The organism is Flavobacterium pokkalii, from assembly GCF_014596575.1.
Classification (GTDB): Bacteria; Bacteroidota; Bacteroidia; order Flavobacteriales; family Flavobacteriaceae; genus Flavobacterium; species Flavobacterium pokkalii.
Map to the genome: position 1 here is coordinate 54150 of NZ_NASZ01000013.1, position 21502 is coordinate 75651.

Consider the following 21502-nt stretch of genomic DNA (forward strand, 5'->3'; position numbering starts at 1 on the left):
GCAATTATTTTATAGTAGTGCAAATTTAGACTATCTGAATTAAATTTAAGCGCAAGCCGATTCTATTTTTTTGTCGGTTTTTAGATGATTCATACAAAAGTTTGTGTGTGTTGAATTAATGAATTGATTTTCTAGGGTTAATTCCTAATTTGTTGAATATATTTTGGTGGAAATGCTTTATTTTTGAAATGTAAAAAATAAACTGGTCATGAGGATAAATAGTCTGTTTGTAATTCTTTTGTTGTGTTTTTCAGTGGTTCGTGCTCAGGATAAAGAACCTTGGAAGCGAATGGATTCTTCAAAGGCTCAGGTTTCGGAAAAATTGCTAAGTGGAAAGGGAATTTCAAAGGCAGTTTTGTTTCAATTGAATGAGGAAGTTTTGCAAACAAGGCTGAAACCAATTCAGGACAAAAAGCAATCAGTGGCTCGTTTAGAGATTACTATTCCTAATGCGAATGGTGTTTTAGAACGGTTTTCAGTGCGTGAAGATTCTAATTTTGATCCCGAATTGCAGGCTAAATATCCCGAGATTCGCTCTTATTCCGGCGTTGGACTTACCGATGCTACTGCAGTGGTCAATTTCAGTATGTCTCCGTTGGGAATTCAAACGATGATTACCCGAAAAAACAGTCAGGTAGAATTTATTGAAAAAGATGCTGAATCGGCCAATTTATATGTCGTTTATAATTCTAAAAGTAAGTTAAAAGAGCGTTTTCTTTTTAGTTGTACTACGGCTGATGCAGTCAATTTAAGTCAAAAAATTAGCAGTCAGAGTGCTAAAATAGTATCCAGTGATAAAAAGTTCCGAACCCTGCGTTTGGCTTTGTCTTGTACGGGTGAATATGCGGAATATTTTGGAGGAACTGTAGATGGAGCTTTGGCGGGGATGAATGCTACGATGACCAGAGTAAATGGAATTTATAATCGGGATTTGGCGGTAAAATTAATTTTGATTGCTAATAATAGTCAGATTGTTTATACCAATGCTGTTACTGATCCTTATGATGACGCTGAAGCAGGTGTGGGGACTTCTACAGTTGAAGGAACTTGGGGAATGCAGTTGCAGAATAATTTGACTTCTGTAATTGGAAATGCTAATTATGATATTGGGCATTTGTTTGGTGCTTCCGGAGGTGGTGGAAATGCGGGTTGTATTGGTTGTGTGTGTGATGCGGGAAAAGGAAGTGGTTATACATCGCCATCTAGTGATAAGCCGGAGGGAGATACTTTTGATATTGATTTTGTAGCTCACGAAATGGGACATCAATTAGGTGCCAATCATACGTTTTCTTATGATATTGAAGGAACGGTGGCGAGTGTAGAGCCGGGAAGTGGTTCTACGATTATGGGTTATGCCGGAATTACAACCGATTATGACGTAGAGCAGCATTCGGATGATTATTTTTCTTTTATCAGTATTGCTCAAATTCAAGATAAGCTGGCAACCAAAAGTTGTCCTGTGGTAACTACAATTAGTACGGCTGCACCCACAGTGAATGCCGGAGCAGATTATACGATTCCTAAAGGAACTGCCTTTGTGTTGAAAGGAACAGGAGGTGCTTCGGAAGCAGTGACTTATACATGGGAAGAAAATGATCCGGCTACTTCGGCCAGTGGCGATTTAAGTTTGGCTGTAAGTACTAAAACGAACGGGCCGCTTTTTCGATCGCTTCCCCCAGAGAGTAGTGCTGTTCGATATATGCCAGGCTTTGATAATGTTTTGGCGGGAAGATTGAGAGGGAAATGGGAGTCGGTCTCGGACGTGAGTAGAACTTTACATTTTGTTTTAACGGCTAGAGATAATGGAGCGGAAGGTTTGGCTCAAACCTTATCAGACGAAATGGTCGTAACAGTAAATGCAAATGCCGGACCTTTCGAAATTACCTCTCAAAATATTGATGATTTAAGTTGGTTTCAAGGAACAGAACAAACGATTACATGGAATGTTAATGGAGCAAATGTTTTGCCGGGAGCTGCGAAGGTAAATATTAAACTTTCGACTGATAATGGAGAAACCTTTCCGGTTACTTTGGCTTCAGCGGTGGATAATGACGGTTCGGAGAAAATAACTGTTCCAAATGTATCTTCGCAACTTTGCAGAATATTAATCGAGCCTGTTGATAATATTTTTTATGCAGTTAATAGCAAAACTTTTGCAATAGGTTATACAGTGACATCTGATTGTCAAACGTATGCTTTGCCTGAGACGCCTTTGTCTATCCCGGAACAAGCAAATTTCAGGACTAAAACCATTACGGTTCCGGCTACTACGGCTTTAATCTCGGATGTGAATTTTAATATTGATTTTTCACATGATTATTTTTCGGATGTACAGATGGAATTGGTAAGTCCTCAGGGAACTGTTGTTAAGTTGTTTTATAACAGTTGCGGGACTGGTAGTGGAAGTTTGTTGTTAAAGTATGATGATGCCGGAGCTGATTTGTCCTGTGGAAATGCAGCTTTGCAAACGGTTAAAGCTTTAGGGGTTTTGAGTGATTTTAATGGGGAGAATCCTCAGGGGAACTGGACTTTGCGTTACAGAGATATTTATTTGACGGATACCGGAACTATTAATTCGGCTTCAGTTGAAATATGTACACAGAGCTTTACTTTAGTTCCTTATGAAGATATAAGTAAGGAGATAATAGTGAGTTCGGAAAAATATGACGGGAATTTCAATGTAAAATACATTAGTACTTCTGCTAATGATATTGATATTTTTGTTTTTGATCTTTCAGGGACAAAAGTTTTTGAACAACGATACGCCAATACGGGAGGTTTTGACAAGAATATAGAGTTGTCGGATTATTTGCAATCGGGGATTTACTTTGTTGTTTTAAAAGACGGAAGTGTAGAAAAAAGGGCTAAAATTATTATTAAGTAATAGTTGTTAAAATAAAAATGGCAGGAAAATTATCCTGCCATTTTTATTTTCCATTGAAAGTTGTCATCGTGTTTTCCAAGCCTGCTGTTCCAAAAGATTTAATGGCTTCAGAGGCGATTTCTAAACGTTCCGGAAGCGCATTGTTTTCGGCATCGTTCCATTCGCCAAGGACATAATCTACTTGCTTTCCTTTTTTGAATTCGTCGCTGATTCCAAAACGGAAACGCGTATATTGATTGCTGTTTAATACCAGATTGATGTTTTTTAATCCGTTGTGGCCGCCATCGCTTCCTTTGGGTTTGATGCGGATAGTTCCAAAAGGTAAATTCAAATCGTCAGTTATTACAAATAGATTTTCTAAAGGAATTTTCTCTTTTTCCATCCAATATTGAACTGCTTTTCCGCTAAGGTTCATGTAGGTGTTAGGTTTTAATAGAAAAAAGCTTCTTCCTTTAAATTTGTATTCTGCTAATGAGCCTAATTTTACGGTTTGGAAATCGAGGTTTTCTTTTTTGGCTAAATAATCTAATACTTTAAATCCGATATTGTGACGGGTATTTACATATTCGGCTCCAATGTTACCAAGTCCTACAATTAGAAATTTCTTCATATAATCTGTGTTCTCCTCTGTTTTTGATTTTGTAAAGAGGTTATTCAACCAATTTTTCATGTTGCAAAAATAAGTATAAATTTCAATTACAGCGGTCAATGTCAATTTCAATAATCAACTTAATGTATGTGGTATGGTTTGTTTTTTGCATTACAATTGCAATTGATTTTTGTTATTGACATTTGTTTCAAAAAAAAAGCACCAATCTTTCGATTGATGCTTTTGGTGTATGATTGAAAAAAAATTATTTTTTCTTTCCTTTTGCTGGTGCTTTTGCTGCTTTTGCTGCTTCTTGAGCTGCTTTCATAGCCGCACGAGACATCTTCACCTGACAGATTACTGTGTTGTCCGGGTGCATGATTTTGAAGTTTTCAGAAGGAACTTTAGTGATATAAAGTTTGTTACCCATTTCAAGTGGAGTAATATCAGCAACAACATAATCTGGAAGATTTGCTGGTAAAGCTTTTACTTTTAATTTACGGTTTGTGATACGTAAATCTCCACCTGCCATAACTCCTTTAGAGTTACCAGTGATTTTTACAGGAACTTCTACAGTTACTTCTTTGTTGTCGAATAATTGGAAGAAGTCAATGTGTAAAATTTTGTCAGATACCGGGTGAACCTGGATATCTTGTAAAATAGCATTGAAAGACTTACCGTTTCCAAGGTCAATCACAACTGTGTGAGCGTTTGGAGTGTAAACCAAGTTTTTGAATGCTTTTTCTTCTGCTGAAAAATGAACTGGTTGATCTCCTCCGTATAACACGCAAGGAACCGCTCCAGCATTACGTAAGGCTTTAGTAGCAACTTTGCCCACGCTTTCTCTTTCTGATCCTTTAATTGTAATCGATTTCATTTTAAATATTTATAGTTATTAATACTCTTTTTTTTGAGCACTATATTTTAGTGCTTTTTATAGTGAGATTGCTTTGTTCTGATAGCTATCGGAACTCGCAATGACTACATGATAAACTTTCCGCTGATGGAATTGTTGTTTTGTACCATGTGCATTACTTCTGCAAAAAGTGGAGCGCAACTTACCACTTTAATTTTCTTAGATTCTCTCTTTAATGGAATAGAATCGGTAACGATTAATTCGCTTAATTTTGACTCTTCAATTCTTTCGTATGCTGATCCGGAAAGAATTGCGTGAGTACAGATGGCTCTAACACTTAAAGCTCCTCTCTCAATCATTAAATCGGCAGCTTTTGCTAAAGTTCCTCCGGTATCAATCATGTCGTCTACTAAGATAACGTTGCGTCCTTTAACTTCACCAATCAATTCCATGGTGTCAATAACGTTAGCTTGTTTTCTTTGTTTGTAACAAATAACAACGTCAGATTCTAAGAATTTAGAGTAAGCATAAGCTCTTTTAGAACCACCCATATCAGGAGAAGCAATAGTTAGGTTTTCTAACTTTAAGCTTTCTACATAAGGAAGGAATATTGTTGATGCAAAAAGATGATCAACTGGTTTTTCAAAGAATCCTTGGATTTGATCAGCGTGTAAATCCATAGTCATAATCCTTGTTGCTCCGGCTGCTTCTAGCATTTTAGCAATCAATTTTGCTCCAATTGGAACTCTTGGTTTGTCTTTTCTGTCTTGTCTGGCCCAACCAAAGTAAGGCATAACAGCAGTAATGTGTCTTGCTGAAGCACGTTTTGCAGCGTCAATCATCAATAACAACTCCATTAAATTCTCTGAATCAGGGAATGTAGAGCAAATTAGAAAAACACGTAAACCTCTGATTGATTCTTCAAATGATGGTTGGAATTCGCCATCACTATAATGGGATAAAGAAACCTTCCCTAGCGGAATTCCGTATGCTTCGGAAATTTTTTCAGCTAGATAGACACTTTTTGAACAAGCAAAAATTTTAGCTTCTGGTTCTCTTTGTGACATTTAATTTGTTTTTTATTCCGTTGTGCTCGATACAATCCCGTTTTACTTTGTTTAAAAGTTTAGAATGTATATAAGTACCTCGGATGGAGTGTGTTAGTATATGTTGTTTTATCGAGCTGCAAAATTAGAAAATTAATTTGACTGTGAAAGTAAAATTTTCAGAAAATTTATTAGAAACTTTAATAATATTTTTTACATTTGCACCGTCTTAAGGAAATGAAATCTTAAACAGAGTGAAGTTTTCTTAAATACCAATGAATAATTTATTATTCACGTCCTGAGCCCAGGTGGCGGAATTGGTAGACGCGCTGGTCTCAAACACCAGTTCTTAGGAGTACCGGTTCGATCCCGGTCCTGGGTACAAAAGCCTCTTCTTTCGAAGAGGCTTTTTTTGTTTTTAGACTTTTCTTCTTTTTTGTTTAAAACAATAAAAAGGTTGTTGAAAACTTGAATAATTATGGTTTTTTGGCAGTTTTTATCAAATTACCCCTTTTATTGTGCGGTTATACCCCCTCTTGTCTTTTGTGGGCTTATCTAAATTTGTAATTCAGATTTTGTTGTTTCTTATAATCAGAGTTGTTAGTTCTGGTGTCATAAATAAATTAGATGTGCCGGGGGAATTAGATTTAAGTTTTGTGGAAAAACATTTCTGAATTAATAATTAAACTACAAAAGATTTATATGAAGAGTATTGTTGCTGCGTTTGCTTTATTTTTAAGTATGCAAATTAATTTTGCCCAAATTAATGAATGGGAAAATCCTCAGATTTTAGACAGAGGAAAAGAATCCGGGAGAAGTTCTTTTTTGTTGTTTGGGAATGAAGCAGAGTTAAAAACAGGAAATCCAAAACAATCTTCTTTGTATCAAAATTTGAATGGAAATTGGAAGTTTAATATTGTAAAAAATCCAACACAAAGACCGCTGGATTTTTATGCCGAAAATTTGAACGATAGTCAGTGGGAAAATATTAAAGTGCCTTCAAACTGGGAAATTCAGGGTTTTGATATTCCTATTTATACTAATATTACGTATCCGTTTCCTAAAAATCCACCTTTTATAGGAGGAGATTATAATCCGGTGGCAACATACAGACGCACTTTTACTGTTGCTGATTCCTGGAATGATAAAGAAATTATACTTCATTTTGCTTCGATTTCCGGTTATGCAAGAGTTTATTTGAACGGAAAAGAAGTGGGTATGACCAAAGCTTCTAAAACTCCGGCAGAATTTAATGTTACTTCTTTTTTAAAGAAAGGAGAAAATTTAATTGCTGTACAGGTTTTTCGCTGGCATGATGGAAGTTATTTAGAAGATCAGGATTTTTGGCGATTAAGCGGAATCGAGCGAGATGTGTATTTACAGGCGATGCCTAAGACTACTATTTGGGATTATACGGTACAAAGTGAATTGGATTCTCAATATCAAAATGGAATTTTTAATTTGGATGTGGTATTAAAGTCATTTGCGAATACTAAAATTAAAAATCCGATTGTCAAAGTTGATTTGTTTGATAATGAAGGAAAGCTTGTTTTTTCAGAAAGTAAAAAAGCAACGGTAAAAGACACGAAAATCAGTTTTGCAAAAACTATTGAAAAGGTAAAACAATGGAATGCCGAAAAGCCAATTTTATACCGTTATACGATTTCGTTATTAGATAATAAAGGCAAAATGTTAGAGGCTCTTTCTCAAAAAACGGGTTTTAGAAAGGTCGAAATTAAAAATGCTCAGTTATTAGTAAATGGTAAAGCGGTTTTGGTAAAAGGAGTGAATATCCATGAGCATGATGATGTGAATGGGCATGTGCCTAACAAAGAATTGATGTTAAAAGATCTTCAACTTATGAAAACGCATAATATCAATGCTATCAGAATGTGTCATTATCCACACGATACAGAATTTTATGATTTATGTGATGAATATGGTTTTTATGTAGTAGATGAAGCAAATATTGAAACACACGGGATGGGAGCCGAATGGCAAAATTGGTTTGATCAGAAAAAACATCCTGCTTATTTGCCGGAATGGGCTTCGGCACATTTGGATCGTATCAAAAGAATGTTTGCAGTCGATAAAAATCACCCGTCAATAATCATTTGGTCTTTAGGAAATGAATGTGGTAATGGCCCCGTTTTTTATGAAGCTTACGATTGGTTGAAAAAAAATGATACAACCCGAATGGTTCAGTTTGAGCAGGCGGGTGAGAATAAGAATACCGATATTGTTTGTCCGATGTATCCGGGAATTAAAAGTATGAAAGACTATGCTGCTGCGGAGAAAAGCCGTCCATACATCATGTGTGAATACTCGCATGCGATGGGGAATAGCAACGGAAATTTTCAGGAGTATTGGGATATTATTGGGAGTAGCAAACACATGCAAGGCGGTTTTATTTGGGATTGGGTCGATCAGGGATTAAAAACTCAAAATGAAAAAGGAATTACTTTTTGGGCTTACGGTGGCGACTTAGGCGGAGCAAAATTACAAAACGATGAGAATTTTTGTGCTAACGGCTTGGTTTCGGCTAACAGAATTCCGCATCCGGGATTGTCAGAGGTGAAAAAGGTGTATCAAAACATCCAATTTCAATTGGAAAATGGAAAGCAATTAGTTGTAAGCAATCATTTTAATTTCACGAATCTTGCTGATTATAATTTTAAATGGGAATTGATTAAAAATGGATTAAAGATTCAGTCCGGAGAGTTTACGCTAGATGTTAATCCGGAAGAAAGCAAAAAAGTAAATCTTGATTTTAGTTTGCCAGATACCCATTCGGAGTATTATTTAAATGTATTTGCTTTTTCTAAAAACGATTCGCCTTTGGTAACCAAAGGGCATGAGTTTGCCAGAGAACAATTTAAAATAGGAAATGGAAATTATTTTGAAAAAGAGACAACGGTAGCCGCAAAATCGAAATTAAAGTATGTAGTGAAAAATAATCTGCTGACATTTGAAACAGACAAAATTTTCGGAGCGTTTGATTTGAAAAAAGGAGCGTTTGTAAAATATGCTTTAAAGGATACTGATAATACTGTGGTTTCTAGTTTTCCAAGTCCTTATTTCTGGCGAGCGCCAACCGATAATGATTTTGGGAATGGAATGCAAAATAAGTTGGTTATTTGGAAAGAGGCTTCTCAAGAACCAAAAGTTTTAAGCGTTGTTTTGGGTAAAAAATCAGTGGATAGATTGTCTATTAAGGTGGTTTCTCAATTAGTTGAAGCCGATGTTCCTTATACTGTAAATTATGTGATTCAAAATAACGGAGCTGTTAAAATAACGGCTTCTGTAGATATGACAGGAAAGGATTTGCCGGAATTACCACGTTTTGGGATGCGTTTAAAATTAAATGGAGCATATGATAATTTGACTTATTATGGAAGAGGACCTTGGGAAAATTATTCCGACAGAAATTCGGCTTCATTTGTTGGAACTTATTCAGATAAAGTGATTAATCAATTTACCAGAACTTATATTCGTCCTCAGGAGTCAGGTTATAAGACGGATGTTCGTTGGTTAACTTTAAAAAATGTTAACGGGCAAGGTCTGAAAATAGAAGGGGACCAACCGCTTGGTTTTAGTGCTTTGAATGTTTCTACAGAAGATTTAGATCCGGGGAAACATAAAAATCAGCGTCATCCTTCGGATTTAGATTTAGATTCCAAAGAAGCAGTTTACTTGCATTTGGATTATAAGCAAAGAGGAGTAGGAGGTGATGATAGTTGGGGAGCTTTGCCGCATGAGCAGTATCGCTTACTGGATAAAAAATATAGTTATTCTTATATTATTTCGTTGGAAGAATAAGTTAATTGTTTTTTGGTGTGTTTTTTAGGGAACCTATGATGTTTTTTCATAGGTTTTTCTAATTTTAGAAATTTAAGCTTGTTTTTTTTGTGATGAAAAGAGATTAGTGAAAGAGTTGGATTAAAAAGAAATGTAATTAACCTTAATGCTATATTGTGTTTTGAGAAATATCCTGTTTGTTTTATTGCTTTTAGTAGTTTTTCCAGTCAAGGCACAAGTTGTTGGCGGAATAGCGGTTTCCGGATATCATCAGGAAAAATATGATATTGATTATATTGGGATTGAAAACGGATTGGCTAATAATGCGGTTACTTCCGTTTATAAAGACAAACGTGGGTTAATGTGGTTTGGTACTTATGATGGAATTAGTCGTTTTGATGGTTATGATTTTTTAAATTTTAGAAATGAGCCTAATGACTCCAATTCGCTTATAAATAATCGGGTTGTAAGTATTTGCGGAACCCAAAATGAGATTTGGATAGGAACTAAGCAGGGAATAAGTGTTTATAGTTATTTAACGAATAGTTTCAGTACCCGATATTGCGAAAATCCTAAAACGACTAAAAGAGAATTAATTGATGTTGCGATTAATCAGATAAAAGATTATAAATCCAGAATTTATATTGCGACAGCAGGTAAAGGCTTGATGCATTGTTTAGGAAAAGGTGGGAAAATTGATCGGATTCCTCTTTATACTGAAGGTAAATTAATATGGGAATACCATGTGCAAGGTTTTGATTTTGATCGTTCCGGAAAAATGTGGTGTTTTGTTCAGGGTACGGGTTTGGTTATGATGGCTCCTGATGCTAATAAATTAACGCCTGTTTTTTCGGGAGTTTTAAGTGGAACTACAGTTTTTTATGATGGTTTTTCGAATATTTGGGTGGCTATTGATGGTGGTTTATTAAAGTATAATACAGTCGATAGAACGCATAAGTTTTATTATAATCCGGAAATTCAGTTTCCTATTTCGGCTTTCATGTATAAACCGGATGCAAAGGAACTTTGGATAGCAACGAATGGGAATGGTGTGGTGAAATATAATTTTACTTCAGATACTTTTTCGTCGTTGAGTTCCAGTTTGAATGCCGAAAAATTAAACAGTAATGCGATTTCGTCATTGTGTCTGGATTCTGAAAACCGGGTTTGGATAGGAACTTTAAGGGGAGGTGTTAATAAAATAGAGAGTGCAAAAAGTCCTTTTCTTACAATTTCCAGAAATGACAAACTAAGCAATACCCTGCCGAGCGATTTTATTTTATCGTTATGTGAACAAGATAATGATCATATTTGGATTGGAACAGATGGAGGTGGGGCCAGTTTATGGGATAGGAAAAATAATGTGTTTACTAATTATTCTTATAACGCTTCTAACCCTAATTCATTAGCGAATAATTTTGTAGCTTCAATTGTAAAAACAGATAAAGGAACCTGGTTTGGTTCGTATGGAGGAGGGGTATGTCTTTTTAATTCGCAAAATCGTACTTTTAAAAGATATCAGCTTTTTAATCTTACTTATAATATTGTTCAAAAGAATATTTGGGTTTTATTTCGTAGTCGGGGAGCCGTTTTGTGGGCTGCTTCACCAGATGAAGAAGGATTGTATCGGTATAATGAAGTGCTTGATCAGTTTGATTATGTCGATGCTAAAATTAGCGGGATTATTTCGATGTCCGAAGATCAACAGGGGAATCTTTGGTTGGGAACTTTTACACAACTGATTCGGCTTAATCCCAAGACTTTGACTAAGAAGGTTGTTGATGTAAAATATCCGGTTCGTTCCATTGTTTCCGTTTCTGCTTCCCAAATGATTGTAGGGACTGAAGGAGGAGGTTTGATGTTGTTTAATCCTAAAACTTTTCAATCTGATTTTTTGACCCAAAAGAATGGAGTTCCTAATAATTCGATTCTAAATATAGTTCCGGAGAACAAACACACTTATTGGTGTAGTACCTACAATGGTATTTTTGTTTACAATGCGACCAACAAAAAAATTACGAGTTATCATGATGCCGATGGTTTGCAAAGCAATCAGTTTAATTACAATGCTGCTTTAAAATTATCTTCAAGAGAAATTGTTTTTGGCGGAATTAAAGGTTTTAATATTATTAATACAAAAACCAACAGCCAGATTCATGCTTTTCCAAAACTGATTGTTACCTCCATCAAAGTGAATAATAAGATATATCATCAATCCGGATTAAGCGTTTTTGGAATTAATCAGTTAAAATTGCCTTATGATGAGTCGATGTTGAATATCGATTACGCTGCTTTAGAATACAGTTTGCCTGAAAAAATATCGTATGCCTATTTTTTGGAAGGTTGGGATTCACAATGGCATTATGTGGATAATATTCGAAGTGCTAATTATTCGAGATTAACCGAAGGAGAGTATGTTTTGAAAATTAAATCAACGAATGCCGAAGGAATTTGGAATGCAAAAACGATTTCTTTGCCTATTACAATATTGCCACCTTGGTACCGAAGTACTTGGGCTTATTTGTTTTATGTGTTAGTTGTTGCGGGAGTTATTTATCTCATAGATAAATATCAAAGAAAACAGGCGCAGTTAAAGTATGAAGTACAGCTTTCGCAAAATTTAGCCAGACAGGAAAAAGAATTAAACGAAAAGAAACTTACTTTTTTCACAAATATTTCTCATGAATTCCGTTCGCCATTGACAATGATTATCAATCCGTTGAAAGATATTATTTATGGCAATGAACCAAAAATTGATCCCGGAGCAATTGAGATGGTTTATAGTAATTCCCGAAGATTACTGAGTTTAGTAGATCAATTATTGCTTTTTAGAAAAACCGAAACGGAAACAGGGAAACTTAAAATTGCTAAGGTTGATATTGTTGAATTATGTAAAGAAGTGTTCAATTGTTTTGTGCATCATGCTAAGACTAAAAAGATAGCGTATAGTTTTAGTTTTTCTGAAGAAAACCTTTTTGTTTACATCGATAGAGAAAAAATAGAAATGGCATTGTTTAATTTAATTTCTAATGCCTTAAAGTTTACTGAGAAAGAAAATGGCGCTGTGGCAGTTAATATTCGAACTGTTGAGAACAAAATTAGTATTAGTGTTGTAGATAATGGTGAAGGGGTTTCGAATGAAGATAAGGAGAAAATTTTCAATCTGTTTTATCAATCCAATAAGAATATTAAAAACAAGCGCAAAGGATTTGGAATTGGACTTTATTTAGTAAAACAATTTATCAATCAGCATCATGGTGATGTTCATTGTTATGATAATGCAGGAGGAGGAACTGTTTTTGAAATGCGGTTATTGTTAGGGAAAGAGCATTTTGGAGAAGTTGAAATAAGAGAAGATTTAAATGGCAGAACATCGTTTTTAGAAGAAGCCTTAGAAGATAATGTAATTCGGGAGCAGCTTCCGGAAGTTATAGAAGAAGTTGAAATTGGCGGTGATTTGGTTAAAAATGTAAAAAGTATTTTGGTTGTTGATGATAATCCTGAGATACGAAATTACCTGAAACGTATTCTTGCTCCTAAATATAGGGTAACTGCTGCCGAAAGTGCGGAAATGGCATTAAGTATTATTAGAAAAGTTCAACCGGATTTAATTGTTTCAGATGTAGTAATGGCTGAAATGAGTGGAGTCGCTTTTTGTAAGCATATTAAGGAAGATGATGAGTTAAAACATATTCCGATAATATTGCTTACCGGAGGAACTTCGGAAGAGGTGAAGCTGAAGGGAGCCGAAGTAGGAGCAGATGATTATATAACGAAACCATTTGATAATGAGTATCTGTTAGCCCGAATTAACGGAATTCTTACCCGTCGGGACAGTGAGCAAAATTATCTTTTGAATTCGGTGACAAAAAATGTTGCAAGTCCGAAGTTGTCGGATGAAGATAAAGTGCTGATAGATAAAATTGTAGAAGTTATTGATGCTAATTTGGATGTAGAAAATTTTAATGTTCAAGATTTAGCTGTTGAATTAGGAATGAGTCATTCTTTGGTGTATAAAAAAATTAAAAAAATTACCGGAAAATCTGTTTCTGAATTTACCCGAAATGTGCGATTGCGTAAAGTGGCTACGCTGTTAATTACAACCGATTTGCAGATTAATCAGGCGGCTTCGATGGCTGGTTTTGGAGATATAAAGTATTTTAGAAAACAATTTCAACAGTTTTATGATATGAATCCATCCGATTTTCGAAAAAAATATCAGAATGTGAAGGATCATAAATATCTATTGAATGAAAGTTTCTGGAAATCTACAACTTAAGTAATTTATAAAATTTTAAAAATGAGAAAATATTTCATTAAAGTTCTTTTGGTAATTCTTGGTCTATCCGGGCAATATTTGTTTTCGCAGTCTAAAAAGATAGAAAAAGATGCTCCTGAAAAAGTTCGTAAATTTTTTGTGTCTTCATTAGTGAAAATTGGAGATCCTGTTTTGGTGGCTTTGAGTAATAATCAGTTAAGACAGCAAATGCCGGTAGAAAGATCACCCGGGGCTTGGGACGATAGAAAACATGTGACTTATTTAGAAGCTTTTGGGCGCTTGTTGTCGGGAATGGCACCTTGGCTAGAGCTTGGTCCGGATGAAACTCCTGAAGGGAAATTAAGAACAAAATACATTGTTTTGGCTCAAAAATGTATTCATAATGCGACCAATCCTGCTTCTCCCGATTTTATGAATTTTGTTAAAGATAAACAGCCTTTAGTAGATGCTGCTTTTTTTGCTCAGGCTTTACTTCGTGCACCCAAACAACTTTGGGAACCGCTAGATAAAGTAACTAAAGAAAATGTAATCAAGGCATTGAAGTCTTCCAGGGTAATAGAGCCTTATCATTCTAATTGGTTGCTTTTTGCCAGTATGGTTGAAACAGCAATAGCAAAATTTGATAAAGAAGAAGATCAAAAACGATTGAGTTACGGTTTAGAAGAGCATAAAAAATGGTATTTAGGCGACGGTACTTATGGTGATGGACCTGATTTTCACTGGGATTACTACAATAGTTTTGTGATTCATCCAATGCAGCTGGATATTTATAAAACATTAGTTGAAAAAGAGGCTGCTTATAAAGACACCTATCTAAAAGAGCTAAATAGAGCAAAACGTTATGCCGCTATTCAGGAGCGATTGATTTCAGCTGATGGAACTTATCCGCCAATTGGAAGATCATTAGCCTATCGTTTCGGAGCTTTTCAGTTGTTGTCTCAAATTGCACTTTGGAAAGAATTGCCTAAAGAAATTACACCTGCACAGGTTCGTTCGGCTTTATATGCTATGATTTATCGTCAGATAAATGCTCCGGAAACTTTTGATAAGAAGGGTTGGCTTCAAATAGGCTTGTTTGGACATCAGCCTAATATTGGGGAAGGCTATATCTCAACCGGAAGTTTGTATTTGTGTTCGGAAGCTTTTTTGGTTTTGGGTTTGCCAACTACTGATTCCTTTTGGACAGATGACTACCAACCTTGGACCCAAAAGAAAATTTGGTCAGGGATAAGTATTCCAATCGATCATGCCTCTAAATAATTAACACTAAACTAAATAAATTATAATGATGAATTTAAAGAACTCATTTTTCATAACATTAATGGCGATATTTTTGCTGACGGCTAGTTGCAAAAGTGGTGCTGTGCAACAGAAAACTGCCATAAAAGAAACTAAAAAAGAAGTGATTGCGATTATTGATAAAGTAAACGGTCATTGGCAAAATAATCACCCGGATTTAGGGAATGCGTTTTGGAATGTGGCGGCTTATCATACCGGGAATATGGAAGCCTATAAAGTAACCAAAAACAAAAAATACTTGGATTATTCTTTGGCTTGGGCTGAAAAGAATCAATGGATGGGTGCTAAATCGACTAATAAAGCAGAGTGGAAGTACAATTATGGAGAAAATGATAAACATGTGTTGTTTGGCGATTGGCAAATTTGTTTTCAAACTTATATTGATTTATACAATTTCACCGGAAAAAAGGATGCTTCTAAAATTGCCCGCGCGCGCGAAGTAATGGAATATCAGATGAGTACTGCGGCCAACGATTATTGGTGGTGGGTAGATGGCTTGTATATGGTAATGCCGGTGATGACGAAGTTGTATAAAGTAACCGGAAACGAATTGTATTTGGAGAAATTGCATGAGTATTTGACTTATGCTAATTCTATTATGTATGATGATGAGGCGAAGTTGTATTTCAGAGATGCAAAGTATATTTATCCAAAACATAAAAGTGCGAATGGGAAGAAGGATTTTTGGGCACGAGGAGACGGATGGATTTTTGCGGCTTATGCTAAAATTATTCCCGATTTGCCAAAAAACGCAAAACATAGAGAGGAATATATTAACCGATTTAAAGCTATGGCTAAATCTTTAGCCGCTGCCCAACAAAAAGAGGGTTATTGGACCCGAAGTATTTTAGATCCGGAACATGCGCCAGGACCGGAAACCAGTGGAACAGCCTTTTTTACTTACGGCTATTTGTGGGGAATTAACAATGGAATTTTAGATAAAATGACTTATTTGCCTGTGGTTGAAAAATCATGGAATTATTTAACACACTTTGCGCTTCAGGAAAATGGAGCTTTGGGTTATGTGCAGCCTATTGGCGAAAAAGCCATTCCGGGTCAAGTAGTCGATAAAAATTCTACGGCTGATTTTGGAGTTGGTGCTTTTTTATTAGCAGCATCAGAGATGTATCGTTTTGTGAAATAAAGTTTATGATTTGAAAATTATCATTTTATCTACTGTTTTTAATAATCAACTCTATTGAGTTTAGATTGTTTTAAATTTTAAAAAATACATTTTTATGAATAGAAAATTAATCTTAGTAATTATATTTTGTTTTTTTGATATTTTTCAAATGATATCTCATGAGAAAACGGTGCTTAGTAACGTCGAAAAATACAAACAATTTGGTTTGGTATGGGGACTTCTAAAGTACCATCATTCTGAAGTAAGCAAAGGAAATTACAATTGGGACGAAATTTTCGTTGAAAATGTTGACAAGCTAGAAGGAGTACAGACACAAACAAATCTTGATTCTTTTTTATTAAATTTTGTTGTATCAGTCGAAGAAAGCAAAATAAAGACTGATACTAATATGGATAATGTATTCACAAAAAATTTTGATTATAAGTGGATAGAACAGTATTCGGGCAATAAAGAACTTTATATCAAGTTAAAAAAATTAGAAAACAATACAAGTATAGGTAGCTATTACACTTCAAAAAGTGGAATCCCGACTTTCGAAAATGAGAAAGGATTTAAAGCATTTGACTATAAAATAAAAAGTCATAGGCTATTAGAGTTATTCAGTTTTTGGAACGTCATCCAATATTATTATGTAAATAAATATTTGATGGACAAAAACTGGTTTAGTCAGTTAGAATATTTTGTGGATGATTTTTCAAACGCCAAGACAAATCTTGAGTACGAGCTGGCAAAAACTAAATTAATTGTATCTCTAAATGATTCTCATTCCTATTATTTTGCCAAACCGGTTTCAGATTCTCTATTAAAATTTAAGCCGCCATTTGAAATCAAGATTGTCAATGACACTTTAGTAATTACTGGCATATTAAATAAATTAGGAAAAAAAGATGATTTGAAATTAGGGGATTTGATAGTGGAAGTTAATGGTATGGACATTAAATCATTTCAGAAGCAAAAGATAGGGGCAAAGTTTTCTTCTTCAAATGATTCTTATTTAAAAAAGTGGGCCAACAGATGGCTAATGCGAAATACCAAAGATAGTATTAAGGTGAAAATAAAAAGAGAAAATTATATCACGACAAAATATATTCATCTTTATAAAACATTTACTGACAAGGACTATTCCTCTTTACCATTTTTCCAAATTGAAAAGGAATGGCAACTTATTGATGATAATATTGGCTATATAAATTTAAAAACAATTTCTAAAGAAGATATTACAAAAGCTTTTGAAGCATTTTCTAACACAAATGGAATTATAATAGATTTAAGAAATTATCCTAAAAATATTTCAGGAGATGATATTACAAAATACACTTATCCAGATAGGGAAGAATTTATTAAGGTTCTATCGCCATTAGGAAATAGACCTTCATTGGCAAGCTTTAGTAAGCCTTCAATTAGTATTATCATAGATCCTTTTAAAAGTGGTGGTAAAAACTCAAAATACTATAATAAAAAGATTGTTTTATTAGTAGATCATACCACTCAAAGTAAGGCTGAGTATATTGGAATGGCTATTCAAGCATCTCCTACTTGTATAACTGTAGGTGAAAACACAGCTGGTTCTGTAATGAATATTGCCATTTTTAAACTACCTGATGGGACAGAATTTCGATTCACTACTATGGGGGCATTTTATCCAGATGGAACAGGAGTTCAAAGAAAAGGATTGAAAATAGATCACTATGTTAAAGAAACCACTTCAAATTTCACTGAGGATCAATATATTCTTAAAGGGATTGAATTAATAAAAAAATAAGAATATTTAGTGTAATTAATTTGTAACTTAATTTATGAAAAAGTGATTGCTTGATAAAAATTCTACGGCTGATTTTGGAGTTGGTGCTTTTTTATTAGCCGCTTCTGAGATGTGCAGATTTGTAAATTAATTGAATTAGCTTTTTAGAACCAAAAAAATCGGTCTCGCTTTATTTGAAGTGAGATCGATTTTTTTATTAGTTGGTTTTGGAGTTTTTTTGTTTCTTGTTGAAGAAGCTTATTAATTATTTATAATATTTTTTTTGTATTAATTTTTTGATAGGTATGTAAAAATAGGTCTGTTTTATTCGTTTATTACTGATTTGTCCCTGTTTTAATCTTGAAATTCCCCCCTTTTGTTTTTAGCTGTTCCAATAGATTTGTAATGTGAATTATTTGTTAATACCGAATAAGAATTTCTTAAAGAAAATTTAAATAAAACTTTAAGCTTATTTTTTATTGAATATTACGACAGTTTGCAAACTAACAAATTATTAATTAACCAAAAATTACAACCAAACATGACAAATTTTATCAGGATTGGAAAATTTCCTAATCGAGTATCAAGATTTGATTTGAGAAAAAAGCTGACGTTGTTTTGTGTTTTAGCTTCTTTATCTCAGGTACAGGCATACACAATTGATTATGGAAATGGAAATGAAATTCAAACGGTACAACAACAAAAAAGTATTAGCGGTCAGGTTAATGACGAAAACGGGATGCCTCTTCCCGGAGCTACAGTATTGATAAAAGGAACTAAGATAAGTACAGTGACCGATTTTGATGGTAGGTTTACTTTGAAGGTAGAATCAAATTCTGTTTTGTCCATTTCTTTTATAGGTTATCAAACAATGGAAGTCGCTGTAAAAGATAAAAGTACAATTAATGTTAAATTACAAAATGATGCCGCTTCATTAGAAGAGGTTGTGGTAGTGGGTTACGGAAAAATGAAGAAAACCGATTTAACAGGCTCGGTAGTTCAGGTGAAACCGGATAATTTGGCCAATCAAAATCCGCAAACAGTTCAGGATGTCCTGAGAGGAGTTCCTGGACTACAAGTAGGATATTCTTCTGATGCGAAAGGAGGAGGATCTTTACAGGTTCGTGGTCAAACATCGGTGTATACAGGTGGAGGACATAATTCCCCCTTAATTATTTTGGATGGGATGCAGTTTTATGGAGAACTTTCTGAAATTAATCCTCAGGATATTGGTCAAATCGATATTTTAAAAGATGCTTCAGCTACTGCCGTTTATGGATCTAAGGCTGCGGCAGGAGTTATCATTATTACAACTAAAAAAGGAAAATCAGGTAAGACTCTTATTAGTGTTACTTCTAATATTACGGCAAACACTAAAAGTGCTTATCGGGATGTGTATTCACCAGAAGGCTATAATAAATACCGTGAAGATTGGGAGACTGCTAAAACGTATGGTGTTAATTCTGCAACAGGTCAATATGAAGCTTATGTTGCCGCTCAGGCAGGTCAAGTGGGGTATTTTTCTAATCCGAATGATTTGAGTAAATATGGAATTACTCAGGAACAATGGTTAGCTTATCAGCCAACATCTCAAACTCAGGGTAAAAGTTTAGCTGAAGTTTGGGGACTTCGTTTAGGTATTCAAAATGGACTGTTGTTAGATAATTTTGTTGCAGGAAAAACTCATGATTGGTATGATAGTACGTTTAGAACCGGTATTAATCGTGATTATAATGTAAATATTTCTGGGGCAAGTGATAAGGTAAATTACTATATGTCTTTAGGATATTTAGATGCAGAAGGGGCTATAAAAGGGAATGATTATTCGGCAGTTCGTGCTAATATGAAACTTAATGGTAAAGTTACTGATTGGCTTGAATTTGGTGGGAATGTCAATTTTCAGGATCGTACTGATGGTGATATTAGCGTAGGTACCGGTACGAATTATTGGGACGCCAATATGATGCGTAATAGTCCTTATTCAGTTTTTAAAGATGAAAACGGTAATTATGAAAGACAGCCAATGGGTTCCACAATTGGAGGTTATAATTATTATTATGATCGTCAATTTCAGGAATTAGAACGTGGTTATACTATTTTCAATACCATTTTTAATGCTAAAGTAAGTTTGCCATTGGGAGTAACCTATTCTTTCAACATTTCGCCACGTTATCAGTTTTATCATAACCGTTTTTTTCAATCAGCCGGAAATGTTGGTTTGAATCCAGCTAATATTGGAGTAGATAGGGATAATGGTAAAAATTTTGATTGGAATATGAATAATAACATTACTTGGGATTATACATTTAATAAAAAACATCATGTTATAGCTACTTTTGTGCAGGAGGTTGAGGAACGTCGTTCCTGGTTTGATGAAATAAATGCCCGTAATATTCAACCTTCAGATGCATTGGGATTCCATAATACATCTAATGCAACTCTTGCTAATAGTTCGTTTTCAACTTCTGATACCCATCAAACAGCAGATGCTTTAATGGCAAGATTGTTTTATTCTTTTGATAATCGTTATATGATTACCGGTACAGTTCGTCGTGATGGATATTCAGCTTTTGGGGCTTCTAATCCCTATGCTACTTTTCCTTCTGTGGCCGTAGCTTGGAATTTTACTAAAGAAAATTGGTTCAAATGGGGAGCAATGAGTAGTGGGAAATTACGTTTGTCATGGGGTAAAAATGGAAATAGATCATTAGCTGATCCTTATATTTCTTTAGCTAATTTAGGCTCAGGAACAGGAGCAACAATGGGATATGTTGATTCTTCAGGGAATATAGTTGATGTTAAATATTTAGCAATAGATAGATTAGCAAATCCTAATTTACAATGGGAGAAAACAACATCGAATAATATTGGATTAGATTTTGGATTCTTAAATGATAGAATAACAGGAGCTATTGACATATATAAGTCAGCTACTCATGATATGATTATGAGTCAACGTTTACCTGGTTTTTCAGGTTTTGGATCTATAGCTACCAATCTTGGAGAAGTTGAGAATAAAGGTTTGGAGTTGAGCATTAGTTCAACTAATATTAATCAACCAAATTTTGAATGGCGTACAACAGCTGCGTTTTCATACAATAAAAATAAAATAAAAAAATTGTACGGAAATATGGAAGCTATATTGGATGAAGAAGGGAATGTTATTGGACAAAAAGAATCAGATGATAAAAGTAACGGGTGGTTTATAGGTAAATCTATTTCTGAAATTTGGGATTATCAGGTTATTGGAATTTGGCAAAAAGATGAAGCTGCAGAAGCTGCTGTTTATGGGCAACGTCCTGGTGACCCGAAAGTAGCTAATAATTATACAGCTGATGATGTGAATGGCAAACCTACTTATAATGATAAAGATAAAGTTTTCTTAGGTCAGACTGCTCCTCCTATTAACTGGTCATTAAGAAATGAATTCAAGATTTATAAAAATTGGGATGTAGCTATTAATATGTATTCTTACATGGGACACAAATCATTGGATGGGAATTATATGAATAATTATAATTCAGGAAGTTTATATACCAATAATTATAATCCATTTGTAAATCCTTATTGGACAATTGATAATCCGACTAATGATTGGGCGCGTTTGGATGCCAGAGGGCCAGCTGGGGCTGGAACTAACAAATTGTATAACCGAAGTTTTATTCGTTTAGATCAAATTTCTATAGCCTATACATTTCCTAAAGAGTTTACAGATCGTTTAAAAATGAAAACTGTAAAAATTTATGGTTCTATTCGTAATGTAGCCACTTGGTCAGCTGATAAGAACTGGAAGTATTTTGGAGATCCCGAAACAGGAGGTTTAGCTACGCGAATGTTTAATTTAGGTTTTAACTTAACGCTTTAAT

General features: G+C 34.6%; 10 protein-coding genes and 1 tRNA gene. 8 read left to right on the forward strand and 3 right to left on the reverse strand.

All coding sequences use genetic code 11. From position 1 onward, the window contains the following. The first annotated feature begins 208 nt into the window (after positions 1-208). Complete coding sequence (locus tag B6A10_RS09560; RefSeq protein ID WP_188220703.1) at positions 209-2884, forward strand: reprolysin-like metallopeptidase; 2676 nt, start codon at positions 209-211, stop codon at positions 2882-2884. Positions 2885-2927: 43 nt separating this feature from the next. On the opposite strand, the gene pth is transcribed toward B6A10_RS09560, so the two are convergent. The 3 genes from pth to B6A10_RS09575 form a co-directional block, all read right to left on the reverse strand. Then, positions 2928-3554, reverse strand: a complete 627-nt coding sequence (gene pth, locus B6A10_RS09565) for an aminoacyl-tRNA hydrolase (RefSeq protein ID WP_188220704.1) — start codon at positions 3552-3554, stop codon at positions 2928-2930. A gap of 184 nt (positions 3555-3738) precedes the next feature. Beyond that, complete coding sequence (locus B6A10_RS09570; RefSeq protein WP_026714358.1) at positions 3739-4350, reverse strand: 50S ribosomal protein L25/general stress protein Ctc; 612 nt, start codon at positions 4348-4350, stop codon at positions 3739-3741. Between the two features lie 104 nt (positions 4351-4454). Beyond that, positions 4455-5396 carry a ribose-phosphate pyrophosphokinase gene (locus B6A10_RS09575; RefSeq protein ID WP_055095040.1) on the reverse strand — a complete coding sequence of 314 codons (942 nt, stop codon included), beginning with the start codon at positions 5394-5396 and terminating at the stop codon, positions 4455-4457. A 281-nt stretch (positions 5397-5677) separates the two neighbouring features. On the opposite strand from B6A10_RS09575, the gene B6A10_RS09580 reads away from it, so the two are divergent. From B6A10_RS09580 to B6A10_RS09610, 7 genes are all read left to right on the forward strand, one after another. Then, positions 5678-5757, forward strand: a tRNA-Leu gene (locus tag B6A10_RS09580). A gap of 320 nt (positions 5758-6077) precedes the next feature. Then, complete coding sequence (locus tag B6A10_RS09585) at positions 6078-9194, forward strand: glycoside hydrolase family 2 TIM barrel-domain containing protein (protein ID WP_188220705.1); 3117 nt, start codon at positions 6078-6080, stop codon at positions 9192-9194. Positions 9195-9354: 160 nt separating this feature from the next. Continuing rightward, on the forward strand, positions 9355-13452 hold the full coding sequence (locus B6A10_RS09590) for a hybrid sensor histidine kinase/response regulator transcription factor (RefSeq protein WP_188220706.1): 4098 nt from the start codon (positions 9355-9357) through the stop codon (positions 13450-13452). 21 nt (positions 13453-13473) lie between these two features. Beyond that, on the forward strand, positions 13474-14712 hold the full coding sequence (locus B6A10_RS09595) for a DUF2264 domain-containing protein (protein ID WP_188220707.1): 1239 nt from the start codon (positions 13474-13476) through the stop codon (positions 14710-14712). A 25-nt stretch (positions 14713-14737) separates the two neighbouring features. After that, positions 14738-15895: a glycoside hydrolase family 88/105 protein gene (locus tag B6A10_RS09600; RefSeq protein WP_202986210.1), complete on the forward strand. Its 1158-nt coding sequence runs from the start codon at positions 14738-14740 to the stop codon at positions 15893-15895. 94 nt (positions 15896-15989) lie between these two features. Then, complete coding sequence (locus tag B6A10_RS09605; RefSeq protein ID WP_188220708.1) at positions 15990-17657, forward strand: S41 family peptidase; 1668 nt, start codon at positions 15990-15992, stop codon at positions 17655-17657. A 520-nt stretch (positions 17658-18177) separates the two neighbouring features. Next, on the forward strand, positions 18178-21501 hold the full coding sequence (locus tag B6A10_RS09610; RefSeq protein WP_188220709.1) for a SusC/RagA family TonB-linked outer membrane protein: 3324 nt from the start codon (positions 18178-18180) through the stop codon (positions 21499-21501). The last annotated feature ends 1 nt before the right edge of the window (position 21502 follow it).